At 55.7% G+C, this 13756-nt stretch carries 14 protein-coding genes and 1 riboswitch; of the genes, 9 read left to right on the top strand and 5 right to left on the bottom strand.

Going from position 1 to position 13756, the window contains the following annotated elements; genetic code table 11:
• The first annotated feature begins 51 nt into the window (after nt 1–51).
• Nucleotides 52–1548: a glycoside hydrolase family 32 protein gene (locus L1X57_RS17285; protein WP_143759753.1), complete on the top strand. Its 1497-nt coding sequence runs from the start codon at nt 52–54 to the stop codon at nt 1546–1548.
• Nucleotides 1549–1617: 69 nt separating this feature from the next.
• Here the strand turns inward: L1X57_RS17285 and L1X57_RS17280 are convergent, their stop codons facing one another.
• The 4 genes from L1X57_RS17280 to edd are packed head-to-tail and all read right to left on the bottom strand — an operon-like array spanning nt 1618 to nt 6360.
• Nucleotides 1618–2577 carry a carbohydrate kinase family protein gene (locus tag L1X57_RS17280; RefSeq protein WP_009723654.1) on the bottom strand — a complete coding sequence of 320 codons (960 nt, stop codon included), beginning with the start codon at nt 2575–2577 and terminating at the stop codon, nt 1618–1620.
• Between the two features lie 42 nt (nt 2578–2619).
• Nucleotides 2620–3489, bottom strand: coding sequence for an aldo/keto reductase (locus L1X57_RS17275; RefSeq protein ID WP_009723653.1), 870 nt, complete (start codon nt 3487–3489; stop codon nt 2620–2622).
• A 16-nt stretch (nt 3490–3505) separates the two neighbouring features.
• A complete protein-coding gene (gene glk / locus L1X57_RS17270) occupies nt 3506–4471 on the bottom strand; it encodes a glucokinase (protein WP_009723652.1) in 966 nt (321 codons plus the stop codon).
• Entirely contained in the window at nt 4471–6360 is a 1890-nt protein-coding gene (gene edd, locus L1X57_RS17265) for a phosphogluconate dehydratase (RefSeq protein WP_009723651.1), read from the bottom strand. The genes glk and edd overlap by 1 nt, the downstream gene beginning before the upstream one ends.
• Before the next feature lie 293 nt (nt 6361–6653).
• On the opposite strand from edd, the gene cobT reads away from it, so the two are divergent.
• Genes cobT through L1X57_RS17225 form a run of 8 tightly spaced genes read left to right on the top strand, consistent with a single transcriptional unit; the run spans nt 6654 to nt 12792 of the window.
• Entirely contained in the window at nt 6654–7703 is a 1050-nt protein-coding gene (cobT, locus tag L1X57_RS17260; protein ID WP_009723650.1) for a nicotinate-nucleotide--dimethylbenzimidazole phosphoribosyltransferase, read from the top strand.
• Nucleotides 7700–8413, top strand: a complete 714-nt coding sequence (locus L1X57_RS17255) for an adenosylcobinamide amidohydrolase (RefSeq protein ID WP_009723649.1) — start codon at nt 7700–7702, stop codon at nt 8411–8413. Before cobT ends, L1X57_RS17255 begins: the two co-directional genes overlap by 4 nt.
• A complete protein-coding gene (gene cbiB / locus L1X57_RS17250; protein WP_009723648.1) occupies nt 8407–9420 on the top strand; it encodes an adenosylcobinamide-phosphate synthase CbiB in 1014 nt (337 codons plus the stop codon). The genes L1X57_RS17255 and cbiB overlap by 7 nt, the downstream gene beginning before the upstream one ends.
• Nucleotides 9417–10532, top strand: coding sequence for a threonine-phosphate decarboxylase CobD (gene cobD / locus L1X57_RS17245; RefSeq protein WP_009723647.1), 1116 nt, complete (start codon nt 9417–9419; stop codon nt 10530–10532). Before cbiB ends, cobD begins: the two co-directional genes overlap by 4 nt.
• Nucleotides 10516–11049, top strand: a complete 534-nt coding sequence (locus tag L1X57_RS17240) for a bifunctional adenosylcobinamide kinase/adenosylcobinamide-phosphate guanylyltransferase (protein WP_009723646.1) — start codon at nt 10516–10518, stop codon at nt 11047–11049. The genes cobD and L1X57_RS17240 overlap by 17 nt, the downstream gene beginning before the upstream one ends.
• Nucleotides 11046–11822, top strand: coding sequence for an adenosylcobinamide-GDP ribazoletransferase (gene cobS, locus L1X57_RS17235; RefSeq protein ID WP_009723645.1), 777 nt, complete (start codon nt 11046–11048; stop codon nt 11820–11822). The genes L1X57_RS17240 and cobS overlap by 4 nt, the downstream gene beginning before the upstream one ends.
• Nucleotides 11759–12412, top strand: coding sequence for a histidine phosphatase family protein (locus L1X57_RS17230; RefSeq protein ID WP_009723644.1), 654 nt, complete (start codon nt 11759–11761; stop codon nt 12410–12412). Before cobS ends, L1X57_RS17230 begins: the two co-directional genes overlap by 64 nt.
• A complete protein-coding gene (locus L1X57_RS17225; protein ID WP_009723643.1) occupies nt 12364–12792 on the top strand; it encodes a bifunctional adenosylcobinamide kinase/adenosylcobinamide-phosphate guanylyltransferase in 429 nt (142 codons plus the stop codon). Before L1X57_RS17230 ends, L1X57_RS17225 begins: the two co-directional genes overlap by 49 nt.
• A 4-nt stretch (nt 12793–12796) precedes the next feature.
• On the opposite strand, the gene L1X57_RS17220 is transcribed toward L1X57_RS17225, so the two are convergent.
• Nucleotides 12797–13414, bottom strand: a complete 618-nt coding sequence (locus tag L1X57_RS17220) for a hypothetical protein (protein ID WP_009723642.1) — start codon at nt 13412–13414, stop codon at nt 12797–12799.
• Nucleotides 13415–13488: 74 nt separating this feature from the next.
• Nucleotides 13489–13718, top strand: a riboswitch (cobalamin riboswitch).
• Nucleotides 13719–13756: the final 38 nt, after the last annotated feature.

Genomic DNA, 13756 nt, shown 5'->3' with positions numbered 1-13756 from the left:
GAAAAAAGCGTGTTAGCCTCAACTTAATCGATTAAGTAAGGGTTTTTAACATTGAATCTCGTCAAATTTACTCCTCTCAGGCCAACGCTGCATTTTACGCCGCCTACCGGCTGGATGAATGATCCCAACGGGCTCGTGTATTTCGAAGGAGAGTATCATCTCTTTTATCAATACCATCCCCATGACACGGTATGGGGGCCAATGCACTGGGGTCATGCAGTGAGCACCGATCTCTGCCATTGGGAACACTTGCCTATTGCGCTGGCGCCAGATGCCCAAGGCGCGTGTTTTTCAGGTAGTGCCATCGTGGATGAGCATGATGTGACGGGGCTGTTTGACGGCCAGCCGGGGCTGCTGGCGTTTTATACCTGTCACCGAGTGCTTTCCGATGACCCTGAAAATTATGAGCAGTCACAGTGTTTGGCTTATAGCCGCGACAAGGGGCGCACTTGGCATCAATACGCCAATAACCCATTGCTGCCCGCACCAGGGTTTAAAGATTTTCGCGACCCAAAAGTGTTCTGGCATGCCGCTACCCAGCGTTGGGTAATGGCGCTGGCTTGTGGTCAGGAAATTCATTTTTACACCTCGGAAAACCTATTGCACTGGCAATTTGCCAGTGCGTTTGGCGAGGGCCATGGGGCGCATACTCAACACCCCTGGGAATGCCCCGATTTGTTCGAACTACCTGTGGATGGCGCTGAAAATTGCCAGGCGACTAGCCGTTGGGTATTAATCGTAGGCATTGGTGCTACGCCAGATAATGCTTTTGGCTCGTTCACACAATATTTTGTGGGCGAGTTTGACGGGCAGCGTTTTACTAACGACCACTCGCCAGATGACGTCATGATGATGGACGAAGGGCGTGATTTTTACGCCGTGCAGAGCTGGTCGAATATTCCGGGGCGCCGTTTAGCCGTGGCTTGGCTGAATAATTGGCAGTATGCCAATCATGCGCCTGAAGCTGGCTGGCGGGGAATGATGAGCCTGCCCAGAGAGTTAACCCTGCGTGCGACATCGAGCGGCATTCAGCTTTGCCAGCGTATCGCCAGCGAGTGCCATGAGGCGCTGACAGCCGTACCGCATACTATCTCGCCACAGGCAATGCTGGGTGTTGGGCAATATAGCGTTTTAACCTCTTTGCCATCGGTAAGCCGTGGTTTGCTTGAACTGACCTTAACGGCTGGCAGCCGAGTAGCGTTGTCGCTCCAGCAGGGAGATCATCAACAACTTACTCTTGAAGCGGGAGAGGAGGACGTTGCACTTCGCTACACGCGTAATGGGGTGAACGGACAAGCAGCTTTCGATGACCATTTCGCCTGTGACCATGCAGCGGGCAGCGTTGATGGTTTAACGATCACGGTAGAGTGGTGGTGTGATCATGGCTCGCTGGAGATCCTGGTTAACGGCGATACGCAACAGCGAGCGATTACTCAGGTTAGCTATACAGGCCTAACGACAGGCTCGATTGATGTGCGCGTCTTGGAAGGCAGCGCTGAGTTGCTTGGCGGCAGTGTGGTATCGAGTAAAGGTGCGGTAGCGCATTAGTGGGATTTAGCGTGTACGTAGGATGCGTGATTAAGGGCGTGCTGTTGCACGCCCTTTTCACTACAGGCGTTACGTATTTCTTAGCGCTTCAATATCGCTATGGGTCGGCAGTGCGGCGTAGGCACCTGGGCGTGTCACTGCGTGAGCGCCACAGCGGCAGGCAATATCTACTGCGCGGATTAGAAAGGCACTGTCTTGGTGCCAGTTATCATCAATGCCGTGCCGTGAAAGCTCAGCGAGTAGGCCGCCAATAAACGCATCACCGCCAGCAGTGGTATCGACAGCGGCCACCGGAGGGGGTGTGATGGTGTGGTCAAGGCCAACGCCTTTCAACGCCACGTTGTTAGGGCCGTCGGTGATTAAAATCACTTTTACCCCGGCGGCTAGTCGCTGAGATAGCCACGCTTCCTGTGAATGGTCGCCACGAAGATAATCAAGCTCATCTAGTGAGACTTTAACGAGATCGGCGTTATCCAATAGCTCAGTTACCAGCCAGAGGTCGGCTGACCCTTCGGTCCACAGGTTGTGGCGGAGGTTGGCATCCACGCTGACTAAACAGCCTGCGCGCTTCGCCATAGCGGCAATCGCTAAGGTGGTGTCGGCAATCTCGGGGTCAGTCAAACTGTTGCTGCACAAGTGAACAATCGCCGGTTGTTCAAACACGCCGTGTGGCAGATGCTCTAGGCGATAAAGCAGGTCGGCTGCCGGTGGGCGATAAAAATCAAATGTGCGCTCGCCGCTACTGTCTCTGGAGACAAACGCCAGCGCAGTGCGTGCTTCTTTAGTCAGCACCACGCCCTGAGTATCCACGCCATGGCTTTTCAGCTCACGAATCAGGAAGTGGCCAAACGTATCGTCACCCACCATGCCTAAAAACTGGCTGGGTACGTTAAGTCGGGCACAGGCAACCGCAACGTTAGCAGGCGCGCCACCCGCGTAAGGCGTGAAGGTTTCTTGGCCAGTGTCATCGCCTAAGCGGCTGGACAGCATATCAACCAAGGCTTCACCGAAAGCAATCACCGGCGTCATAAGTCATTCCTTATCATTATATTATTAATGTTGATGAAGGGGTTACGCGACGCAGTAGCCTCGCGCGGCCTCTAAAAGCTCGTACCATGTCTCTCTTGAAAGCGTCTCTGGCCCGTCGAGCATGTCAGCAATACGCTCAGGCTTTACACTGCCTACTACGGGAATCGGCCGGCTAGGCAATGACCGCAACCAAGCCAGCGCTAACGCATTAGGGGTGTAGTTTTGCTCTTGGGCTACGCGGTTAAGAACGTTGCCGACATCGCCTTGCATTAGTGTGCCGCCCGCTAGCGGTGACCAGGCCATTGGCGCATGGCCGTCGGCGCAAAGATCATCAAAGCTGCCATCAAACAGGGGGGCGTTATGGCTAATGGAAAGCTCGATTTGGTTGGCTCGTAAAGGGTGATGCATGGCGTTTTGCAGTCTACGCCACTGACTTGGCAAGTGGTTAGAAATGCCCGCAGCGCCAATTTTGCCTGCATTGATAGCGTCATCAAGAGTACGGCCAGTCGCTTCTGCGTTCATTAATAAGTCAGGGCGATGAATTAAAAAGTGATCTAGTCGTTCGACGCCAAGGCGGTTAAGTGCATTGTCAATGGCGCGGCTTAGATAATCCGGGCTGGCGTTGTAGTGTTTCACCTTGCCAGAGCCGTGGGCTGGGTTATCGTTGGCAATGCTGGCTTTGGTCACAACGTGAAGCCGCTTGGCCAGGTTAGGGCGGGTGCGCAGCGCTTGGCCAAACAGTGTCTCACACGCACCGTTCCCGTAAATGTCGGCATGGTCGAACCAGTGCAACCCCTGCTCGATGCGGGCTTCGATCCAGTCGGCAAGGTGATTCGCTTGGTGCATCTCAGGTGCTTCATGCAGGCGCATCATGCCGAGAACAAAGGGCACATCGAAAGTGTGAGCAGGCATGGATATTCCTAATAAGTTAAAAGACTTCTTCGTTATGCAGCGCTTCGGCGGCTCCGAGCAGCCCTGTCCACGGGTGAGTAACAATCCACACGGGAATATCGGCGTTATAAGCGCCCATCCGGCCTTTGTTCACAAAGCTATCGCGTAGCTCGGATTTGGGTAGCCACTCCAGCAGGCGCGGTAAAATTCCGCCGCATAGATAAACGCCGCCCCTGGCTCCCATTGTTAGGGTCGCGTCGCCGCATACATCGCCGAGGATTTTTAAAAAGCGCAACAAGGTGGCGGTGGCGGTAGGGTCACCCTGGTTGGCGGCTTGGGTAACCTCTGCTGGCGTCGTGTAGCTAGGCGCTTGCTCGTTCAGCGCACAATGGGCTTGATACAGCTCCAGTAGGCCCTGGCCGCATAAAATGCGTTCCACGCTGACTCGTTGGTAATGTTGTAGAAACACATCCAGCAGTGCACGCTCGGTGCTGTCAGTGGGGGCAAACGTGACGTGACCGCCTTCAGTGGGGAGAGGTATCCAAGCATGCTGGCCGGGGAAAACGCCAGCAACACCCAAGCCTGTACCGGGGCCTATCACTAGGCGGGTAGAGTGAGACTGAGCCACACCCGCTTGCACTTCTACCAAATTGTCGGTGTCCACATGGGGGACGCCTAGCGCCTGGGCGGTAAAGTCGTTAATCACTTTGAATAGCGACAGATTCAGCGTTTGCTGAACATCGCTTTTCATAAAATCCCAGTGATTATTGGTCATCTTGACTCGCTCGGCGTGAACCGGGCAGGCAAACGCCAGACAGGCTTCCACCGGTGCATTTTCCCCGGTGGCTCCCACGCGCTCCAGGTAGTCCTGAATCGCGTCGATAACACCAGGGTAGTCAGCACAGGGAAGATTAATAATATCGTGGGGCGTCACCTCACCTGGCGTGACGAGCGCCAGGCGTGCATTGGTACCACCAATATCACCAATTAATGCCGGTCGCATCAGGCATCCTCTTGAAGAATCTGGTCCTGTTGGCGGGCAAGGTCGTCGGCTTCAAAGCCGCCCAACGAGCCTGCGCCTTCTTCACCACGCATGGCTAAGTGGCGGAAGCCGCTAAACAGTTCGCGGCCCAGGCCTACGTGATAGTGGTCCAGATTAGCCACCACGCGTTCGCGATCTGCCCAGGTAGCCGCCTCTACTTTGGCTTCCAGCGTACCGGCGTTGGCGTCCAGGCGCACAATGTCGCCGTCGCGCAGTTTCGATAGCGGGCCGCCGTCCAGTGCTTCTGGACTAATATGGATCGCAGCAGGCACTTTACCCGACGCGCCGGACATACGCCCATCGGTCACCAGTGCCACTTTGAAACCACGGTCCTGCAGTACGCCCAGGAACGGCGTCAGTTTGTGAAGTTCCGGCATGCCATTGGCTTTTGGCCCCTGGAAGCGCACCACAACGATGACATCGCGATCTAAGTCGCCAGACTCAAACGCAGCCTTCATTTCGTTCTGGTCGGCGAAGATTTTCACCGGTGCTTCTACTACACGATGTTCGTCGGCAACGGCGGATACTTTGATCACGCCGCGTCCCAGGTTGCCTTTCATTACCGTTAGGCCGCCAGTCGCTGCGAAGGGGGTAGCGACTGGGCGTAAAACGTTTTCATCTAAGCTGCTTTCTGGACCTTCGCGCCAAACCACTTTGCCATTTTCCAGGAAGGGCTCTTGTGTGTAGGCCGTCAGGTCGGTGCCGAACACCGTCGGGATATCGCCGTGCAGTAAGCCAGCACCCAGCAGTTCGCGGAACAGGTAACTCATGCCGCCTGCCGCCTGGAAGTGGTTAATGTCTGCTTGGCCGTTAGGGTATACCTGCATCAGGCTGGGCGTTACGGCGGAGAGATCTGTGAAGTCGTCCCAGTTCAGCGTAATACCCGACGCAGCGGCCATGGCAATCAAATGCATCGTATGGTTGGTTGAACCGCCAGATGCCAATAAACCTACCACCGCGTTGACGATGGCGCGTTCATCGATCTGCTTATAGAAAGGGCGGTAGTCGCCGCCAGGTTCAGTGTTGCGAATAGCCTGTTCGGTCGCGTAGCGGGTCAAGGCTTCGCGCATTTCCGTGCCTGGGTTCACAAACGAGGTGCCGGGCAGGTGAAGACCCATCACTTCCATCATCAGCTGGTTTGAGTTGGCTGTGCCGTAGAAGGTGCAGGTGCCAGGGCTGTGATAGGAGTCAGACTCCGCTTGCAGCAGCTCTTCGCGGCCCACTTTGCCTTCTGCGTATAGCTGACGGATGCGCGCTTTCTCTTTGTTCGGTAGGCCGCTGGGCATTGGGCCGGCGGGTACGAACATGGCAGGCAGGTGACCAAAGCGTGCCGCTGCGATAAACAGACCAGGGATAATCTTGTCGCACACGCCCAGATAAAGGGCAGCATCAAACATGTTGTGTGAAAGCCCAACCGCAGCAGCCATCGCAATCACGTCGCGGGAAAACAGCGACAGTTCCATGCCCGGTTGCCCTTGGGTAACCCCATCACACATGGCAGGAACACCACCGGCAAACTGGGCGGTTGAGCCCATGGCGCTAGCAGCGGCTTTGATGGTTTCCGGAAAGGTTTCAAACGGCTGGTGGGCCGACAGCATATCGTTGTAAGAAGAAATGATCCCCAAGTTGGCGCTGTTCATTAGCTTCAGGGAGTCTTTCTCTTGGGGGCTACACGCGGCAAAGCCGTGGGCCAGGTTACCGCAGGATAGCTCTGCACGGTGCACACCACGCTTATGCTGGTCCGCCATGCGTTGCTCATAGAGAGCACGCCGCTCAGCAGAGCGCTCACGAATGCGTTGGGTAACCTCAGCAACGGTAGGATTTAAAGTAGCGGGTGTTGAGCTCGGCATAGAGACCTCTGCATGGTAGAGACGGTGAGTCAAGTTTGTAGTTATTTTACATCTTTTTGAGTCGATATAAGAGACTTTACGGCAATAAAAACCATATTTGTAGTTTTATTACCCCTGGTTAATAGCAACTATCGTCGTAAATGATGATGCTTTTATGAACATTACAGCTAACAGGGCAATCCATCCCCGGAAGGGGTTGTTGCGTGTTGAAGCAGCTTAAAGCGCAAGTATAGCAGCCGCGCTTTTGCTACCATCTGGCGCAAAATGAATTCGATTGCTGCCCTGGAGCTGCTATGCATCCCATCGTTAACCAAGTCACGCCACTTGATAGCCACACTGGCGCATTAACGCTTCGCTATATTGATACGCTCACTAAGCCGCCGGGCAGCCTCGGCCAGTTAGAGGCATTGGCCGTTACGCTTAGTGAGATCACTGGTGAATGTCAGCCAAGCATCACGCCACCGGCGATCATTGTCTTTGCTGCTGATCACGGGGTTGCTGAAGAGGGCGTTTCGGCCTTTCCACAAGAAGTGACGGCGCAAATGGTGGCTAACTTTGCCCATGGCGGGGCGGCGATCAACGTCTTTGCCAGACAAATTGGTGCCCAGGTTGAGGTTGTGGATGTTGGTGTTGCGTCACCGCTGGCAATGCCTGGCGTGATTGATGCCAAAGTGCGCGCGGGCACCGCCAATATGGTGCTTGAAGATGCCATGAGCCGTGACGAAGCGCTGGCTGCGTTACAGGTAGGCTGCGAAGCCGTTGAGCGAGCCGTTCAGGCGGGCGCGAAATGCATTATTGTTGGTGAAATGGGCATTGCTAATACCACGTCAAGCAGCGCCATGCTGGCGGCACTGACAGGTAAACCAGTGGCCCAGTTAGTGGGCGCTGGCACCGGTATTAGTAGCGACCAGCAGGCTCATAAAGTAGCGGTGATCGAGCGGGCGCTAAGCGCACGCCAAGCTAATGCCGAAGACCCCATGGAGGTGTTAAGCAAGCTAGGCGGGTTAGAGATCGCCGCCATGACAGGTGCTTATTTAGCCACGGCGGCCAATCGCTTGCCGGCCATTGTGGATGGCTTTATTGCTACGGTTGCTGCCCTGACGGCCTGCCGTTTATGTCCGGCGGTGCGCGGTTATTTGATTTTTGGACATCGTTCTGAAGAGCCTGGCCATACCACGGCCCTTGAGGCGCTTGATGCGTCGCCGCTGCTAGCCCTGGGAATGCGCCTGGGAGAAGGCAGTGGCGCGGCGTTGGCATTTCCTTTATTGCGAGCCGCCGCCGCGATGCTCAGTGAAATGGCCACCTTTGCTGATGCGGGCATTAGTGATAATGCTGCCCCATGAGCGAGATTGATACGCTTTCATTTAGCCAGCCGCTAATGTGGTCGCAAAGCGAACACTGCTTGGTGGTGTCTGCTGCTGAGCCACTGTATACCCTGAGTAGCGCGCTTGTGGGGGGCGGGTTTGGTCATCGCCAACACTTCGCAAATTTCCACGTCGATAAAGACTACGACGGCCATCACCCAAAAGACGACCTGCTACGTTGGCTGGCAAATCAGCGGCTACCGCTATCCGCTGTTGCGATGATGACTGCAGTGCGTCTGCACAGCGTTTGTGCCGTCAGCGTACCGTTGGCTGAAACACCCAATGGCGTGCTCGCGGTGGTTACGGCAGGCGTTGGCAACGCGGTGGATATTAGCGTTTCAAGCGATTCAGACCCTCGTTTAGAGCTGCGAAGCACACCAAAGGTGGGCACTATTAATACGTTTCTTTTTTTAGATGCTTATTTAACTGAGGGTGCGCTGGTTAATGCCTCTCTCTCGGCAACGGAAGCGAAAGTTCAGGCGCTGAGAAAAGTAGGCGTTATCGACCCATTCAGCGGAACGCCCGCCACCGGCACATCAACCGATAGCCTGTCTATCGCCGCTACGCAGCGTGGCGATCCAACACCTTATGCAGGCTCTGGCACTGCTATTGGGCGGGCGATTGGCCAAGCAGTTTATCAGGCGACGTTGGGGTCGCTGACGAAATCGCAGCAGGCTTCACCATGCTAGGGTTAGCGTCTGTCGTTTTAGTAGCGATTGCGATTGTCATTGATTTAGTCGTTGGCGACCCCCGCTCGCTACCGCACCCCGTGGTAATAATAGGACGTGCCATCAGCGCACTTGAGCAGCGCTGGAACCAGGGAAGTGATAAGCGCCGTCGGCTCCTGGGCTTTTTACTCACTGCAACCATTGTGCTGGGCACGTTTAGCCTTGCTTGGCTGAGTTTGGTGGTACTGACTTGGGTGCATCCTTGGCTTGGGCTAGCTGCCGAGCTATGGCTGCTGGCGACAACGCTGGCCATAAAAGGCTTGGCTGAAGCGGGGCGCGCCATTGCCGTGCCGCTGGCTAACGGTGATTTTGCATCGGCGCGAAATGCACTTGCCATGGTGGTGGGGCGTGATACCGAGCAACTGGATGAAGCGGAAATTACCCGCGGTGCGGTGGAAACCATTGCAGAAAATACGGTGGACGGCATCACCTCGCCGCTTTTCTTCGCTCTTATCGGCGGTGCGCCGCTGGCGCTGGCTTATAAAGCAATCAACACGCTGGACTCCATGGTGGGCTACCAAAACAAACGTTACAGCGACTTCGGTTATGCCTCGGCGAAGCTCGATGATATGGCTAACTGGCTGCCCGCAAGGCTGACCGCGCTCTGTTTGTGGGCTGCCGGGGTGCTGATCAGCTGGCACTCGTCGGCGCTATATTGGCGTCGAGCCATTACGGCTACCTGCCGCGAAGCGCCCCGTCACCCAAGCCCTAATGCGGGGTGGCCAGAAGCCATGGTCGCGAATCTGTTGGGTGTGCAACTGGGCGGCACCAATGTTTATCAGGGCGCGGTTTCCCATCGAGCAACCCTTGGCTCCCCGCTGGAAACACTGACGTTTTCGCATATCAACGTCACGATTAAATTGATGCACGGTGCTTGGCTGCTGTTTTTCTTGTTAATGGCCGTGTTGATGAGTGTATTAGCGGGCGTATTAATGGGGTCGGCAGGCGCGAGGGGCGTATGGTTATGAGTCGTCAAACCACTGTTTACGAGGCGGCTGATTGGCCAAGCCATGGTGGCCAGGCTGCGTCGCTGCTGAAGCGTTTTGGATTACCTGCCGACCATATGGTTGACGATGTGAGCGCTAACCTTAACCCGCTTGGGCCGCCCGAGTGGGTAGCAAGCTGGCTGGTAGCGCGGTTTGGTGGGCTTAGCCGCTACCCCTCGCCAGACTACGCTGCAGCCCGGCAGGCCATTGCGGCGCACAACGGTGTTCAGCCAGCACAAGTACTGCTGACCAATGGTGGGGCGGAAGCCATTTTTCTTGCCGCGGCGCTGCATGCCGGTGGCCGAGCCTTATTACTGGCTCCCAGCTTTGGTGAATACGCCAGAGCCTGTTCTGCCCACCGCCTTGAAACAACCGAGCACGTGTTGCCCGCGCCGCATTTTGCTTGTGAGGTGGCTGACCTGCTAGAGAAAGCGGCAAGCGCCGACGTGGTGTTTCTGTGCCGCCCGAATAACCCGACTGGCACGCTGATACCCATTGACGCAGTAGAGACGCTACTAGCGCATACGCAGACAACCGGTACCCAGGTGGTGGTTGATGAAGCGTTTATCGACCTATCGATAGACGTTGAGTTGTTGACGCCGCTGCTTAAGCGTTACTGTCATTTAGTGCTGCTACGCTCAATGACTAAGTTTTATACCTTGCCTGGATTGCGCCTAGGCTACGTGCTGGCTTCGGAAAACATAGTAGCCACCATGAGCCACCACCAGCCGCCCTGGAGTGTGAACCACCTTGCCGCCGAACTGGTGGCGCCGCTGTTAGCGGATAGTGAATTTGCACGGCTCACCCAGCAGTGGCTGGCCAGTGAGCAGCCACGTATGGGCAAGGCGTTGCAAACGCTAGGGCTTGAGGTGGTGCCTAGTCATAGCTGCTTTTTTCTTGTGCGGCCTGGTGTTTTACAGCGTGAACACGGCGTGACCAGCGCAGACCTTTTTGAACGCATGCTTTATAAAGGACTATTGGCGAGACATACCCATAGTTTTAAGGGGCTTGAGGGCAGTTGGTTACGCTTGGCACTGCGTGATGAGTCGGCAAATAACCGATTGCTAAAGGTGTTGCATGATTGTCTTTGTTAGTGGGGGGGCTCGCTCTGGAAAAAGCCAAGTAGCGGAGCAGCGTGTGCTCAGTGCGGCGGGTGACGCCAACTGCTATTACATTGCCACCGCCCGTGTTTACGACGCAGAAATGGCCGACCGAGTATCTCGCCATCAGGCACGCCGGGAAGGCCAATGGGTAACGCTAGAGACGCCACTTGCGATTGACCAAGCCATTGCCCAAGTACCCGATCACCACGCGGTGCTGCTCGATTGTTTAACTCTCTGGGCAGGACAAGTGCTGTTTGGCGCTGAGCCAAATGAAGAATTCAGTGATGAGCAAGGCCTGGCGCTGCTGGCTCGCTGCCTACGTGATGCACAAGCACGGGGGCTGACATTAGTAATTGTGTCGAACGATCTCAACGAAGAGCTGATTCCTGATCAGCCGGCTACTTGGCGCTACGTTGAGTTTATCCAGTGCCTGCACCGTTGGTTAGCGGCGGAAGCTGACTCAGTGCTTGAAGTCATTGCGGGCTGTGCCATGGAGTGGAAACGATGAAAGATGCGCTGTTCGGCCTGATGCTCGCGCTACAATTTCTAACCCGAATTCCGATTCCTGTTGCCTGCCCATGGACACCTGCCACCCGTCGGTGGGCAATCCGCGCCTATCCGTTGGTAGGTTTATTAATTGGCAGCGTGCTGGCGTTAAGCGCGCTGCTATTAAGTTTTATAGCGTCGCCTGTTCCCATCACTGCGTTGTTACTACTTAGTTTATGGGTAGCGCTTTCTGGTGGTTTGCATCTCGATGGTGTAATGGACCTTGCCGACGCGTTAGGTAGTAACCAACCCCTTGAGAGGCGTTGGGAAATCATGAAGGACGCTCAGATAGGCAGTTTCGGTATCCTGGCATTGCTGTTTTTGCTGGCTTGGAAGGGCGTTTTGCTGTGGGCACTGTTGGCTTATCAAGCACCGCTGTGGTGGCTGGTGGCGGTGCCTGCATTAGGCCGGTTTGCTGGGGTCGCGCTACTGATTTTTACCCCCTGCGCTCACTCGAAAGGTCTCGCATGGAGCTGGCAGCAGTCGCTTAGCCCCCGTGATGCTGGCTATGCTTTGCTACCGTTGGTGCTGCTTGGCGCGGCGTCCCCTGCATTGTTTGCCTGGGGGGTAGCCATCGTCGTGTGGGTGGTAATCGCCAGAAGGTTACTGCTGTGTCTATTTAACGGCATCAATGGCGATATGGTTGGTGCCACCATTGAAGGAGGAGAGCTTTGGCTACTGGTCTTAATGTGGAGCTGGTGGCAGTTCGCCACGGTATCACCGCCTGGAATTTAGAGCGCCGTTACCAAGGGCAGCGCGATATTCCGCTGCTGTTTCCTGATGCGGAAGAGGGGTTGCTGGCACTGCGTGACGCACTGGCAGAAGAGCGCTTTGACGCTATTTATTCAAGCGATTTAAACCGCTGTCAGCAAACCCTCGGATGGTCGCAGGCGGCAAAGCCGGGTGTGCCGCTCTATCTAGAGCCACGGCTACGGGAGCTAGATTTTGGTGACTATGAAGGTAAAGTTTATGATGAGTTAAAAGACTTGCCCCATTATCGCGCTTGGATTGACAGTGTGGGTGAGCTGCAAATTCCAGGCGGCGAATCTTCCGGCCAGCTACGTGATCGATTAAATGCTTGGCTTGAACAGGTGGCCGCCCATGCGCGTGAACATCATTATCAGAAAGTGCTGGTCGTAACTCACGGCGGGGTAATCCGTGAGTTACGGCGTCGTTTCGAAACCATTGGTTTTTGGGAAGGCATCGTTCACCAAGCGCAGGGGCGGCGTTGGCAACTGACGTATCAAGAACGTGAAGATGGCAAAGGAGAGTGGCAATGCAGCTGTTCATCGGCGGTGCCTGTGCAGGTAAGCGCGACGCTGTAAAAGCACGCTTTCCCAGTGCTGTTTGGTGGCGGCTCTCCCCAGGGCAGCGTTTACACGAAGCGACCCACATCATGCAGCCCAATGTGCCTCTTGTGCTTCACGGTGTATTTGAGTGGTTAGCGGCAGTGCATAGCTCGGATAGGGGCAGCGATGCGTGGCGGGCCCAATGGCGGAAAGATCTGGCCAGCCTGGAGACTGCAGCACAAACCCATGGCGTAACGCTGGTCATCATCATGAACGAGTTAGGGCGGGGTATCGTACCCATGGCCCGAGACCAGCGTCGCCTGCGCGATTTAAGCGGCTGGTTTAGCCAAGATACCGCCGCCCAATCCGAGCAGGTCTGGCATGTACGGCATGGGTTAGTGCAGGCGGTTAAGTAGTGGGCTAGGCTTGGCTCCTCCAACGCTGCCAGCCAATCATCAGCAGATGCACTGGCAGGTAAACTATGACGGGCCAGAGCAGCGTGAGTAGCAACAGATAGAGCAACGGGTCGAGGCTATCCTGGGGGTGGCCGAAGGGGCCATGGACCCAATTGATATTGCGCTCGGCTTCGGTTAGCAGATAGGTCAATGGCACCACAACCCAAGTTAGCAGGGTCTGCAACATCAGGGCGCGGCGGGCATAGCCAAGCTTGGTGATACCGATACCCGCCACCAGCGGAAGCACCACGTGGTAGAGCGACATAGCTCGTGCCATGGGAGGATGCTCTGGGTCAAACATATACTCGGTGCCGCCGATAGGATGTATGCCAGTGAGTGCCGCCGTGGCGACGTCCAGGCTCCATAAACTGCCGACCAGTGCCACTGCTAGCCATTGCATCGACATCAGAGTGCGCTGCTCTGTCCACAGTGCCACCAGCAGCAGAAAACTCGCCACGTTACACAGCCAAAAGAAGTTCTGCGCTCCCAGCAGCACTACGTAGCTTGGTGCCCAGACCAGGATCCACAGTGTAAAAGCCAGCTTTAACCAGCGGGGTACACCGGCTGCCGAGGACTCGATCATGACCGTCTCCTGTTCCGTGCAGTGCCTTTACTCTAGCAGCTCATCATGAATTGACCTCCACACGGCAAGTTGCTAGTTTACGCGCACTCTCAGGTGCTGGTGGCCATTATCGCCATCAGTTAAACGGGAAGTTGGTGAACACTTACGTGAATCCAACGCTGCCCCCGCAACGGTGATCGAGATAAGAACGGCTAAAGACGCCACTGTGCTAATGCATGGGAAGGTGGTCGTTCGGAAAGGCATGGTTTCTGTTACCCGCCTTTCGCTCGTCAGCCCGGAGACCGGCCTAAGAGGAATGGTTCTAAAGGACCACAACATACCGAGACGCGGAGGGCGTGCTCA

Origin of the sequence: Halomonas sp. TD01 (genome assembly GCF_923868895.1) — a bacterium.
GTDB lineage: Bacteria > Pseudomonadota > Gammaproteobacteria > Pseudomonadales > Halomonadaceae > Vreelandella.
The sequence above is the reverse complement of the archived record's forward strand: the minus strand, read 5'-3'. Positions and strand labels throughout refer to the sequence as shown.

Excerpts from the sequence above, each read along its gene's own strand:
- L1X57_RS17280 (WP_009723654.1), bottom strand. The coding sequence starts at position 2,577 with ATGACGCCGGTGATTGCTTTCGGTGAAGCCTTGGTTGATATGCTGTCC.
- L1X57_RS17275 (WP_009723653.1), bottom strand. The coding sequence starts at position 3,489 with ATGCCTGCTCACACTTTCGATGTGCCCTTTGTTCTCGGCATGATGCGC.
- glk (WP_009723652.1), bottom strand. The coding sequence starts at position 4,471 with ATGCGACCGGCATTAATTGGTGATATTGGTGGTACCAATGCACGCCTG.
- edd (WP_009723651.1), bottom strand. The coding sequence starts at position 6,360 with ATGCCGAGCTCAACACCCGCTACTTTAAATCCTACCGTTGCTGAGGTT.
- cobT (WP_009723650.1), top strand. The coding sequence starts at position 6,654 with ATGCATCCCATCGTTAACCAAGTCACGCCACTTGATAGCCACACTGGC.
- L1X57_RS17255 (WP_009723649.1), top strand. The coding sequence starts at position 7,700 with ATGAGCGAGATTGATACGCTTTCATTTAGCCAGCCGCTAATGTGGTCG.
- cbiB (WP_009723648.1), top strand. The coding sequence starts at position 8,407 with ATGCTAGGGTTAGCGTCTGTCGTTTTAGTAGCGATTGCGATTGTCATT.
- cobD (WP_009723647.1), top strand. The coding sequence starts at position 9,417 with ATGAGTCGTCAAACCACTGTTTACGAGGCGGCTGATTGGCCAAGCCAT.
- L1X57_RS17240 (WP_009723646.1), top strand. The coding sequence starts at position 10,516 with ATGATTGTCTTTGTTAGTGGGGGGGCTCGCTCTGGAAAAAGCCAAGTA.
- cobS (WP_009723645.1), top strand. The coding sequence starts at position 11,046 with ATGAAAGATGCGCTGTTCGGCCTGATGCTCGCGCTACAATTTCTAACC.
- L1X57_RS17225 (WP_009723643.1), top strand. The coding sequence starts at position 12,364 with ATGCAGCTGTTCATCGGCGGTGCCTGTGCAGGTAAGCGCGACGCTGTA.
- L1X57_RS17220 (WP_009723642.1), bottom strand. The coding sequence starts at position 13,414 with ATGATCGAGTCCTCGGCAGCCGGTGTACCCCGCTGGTTAAAGCTGGCT.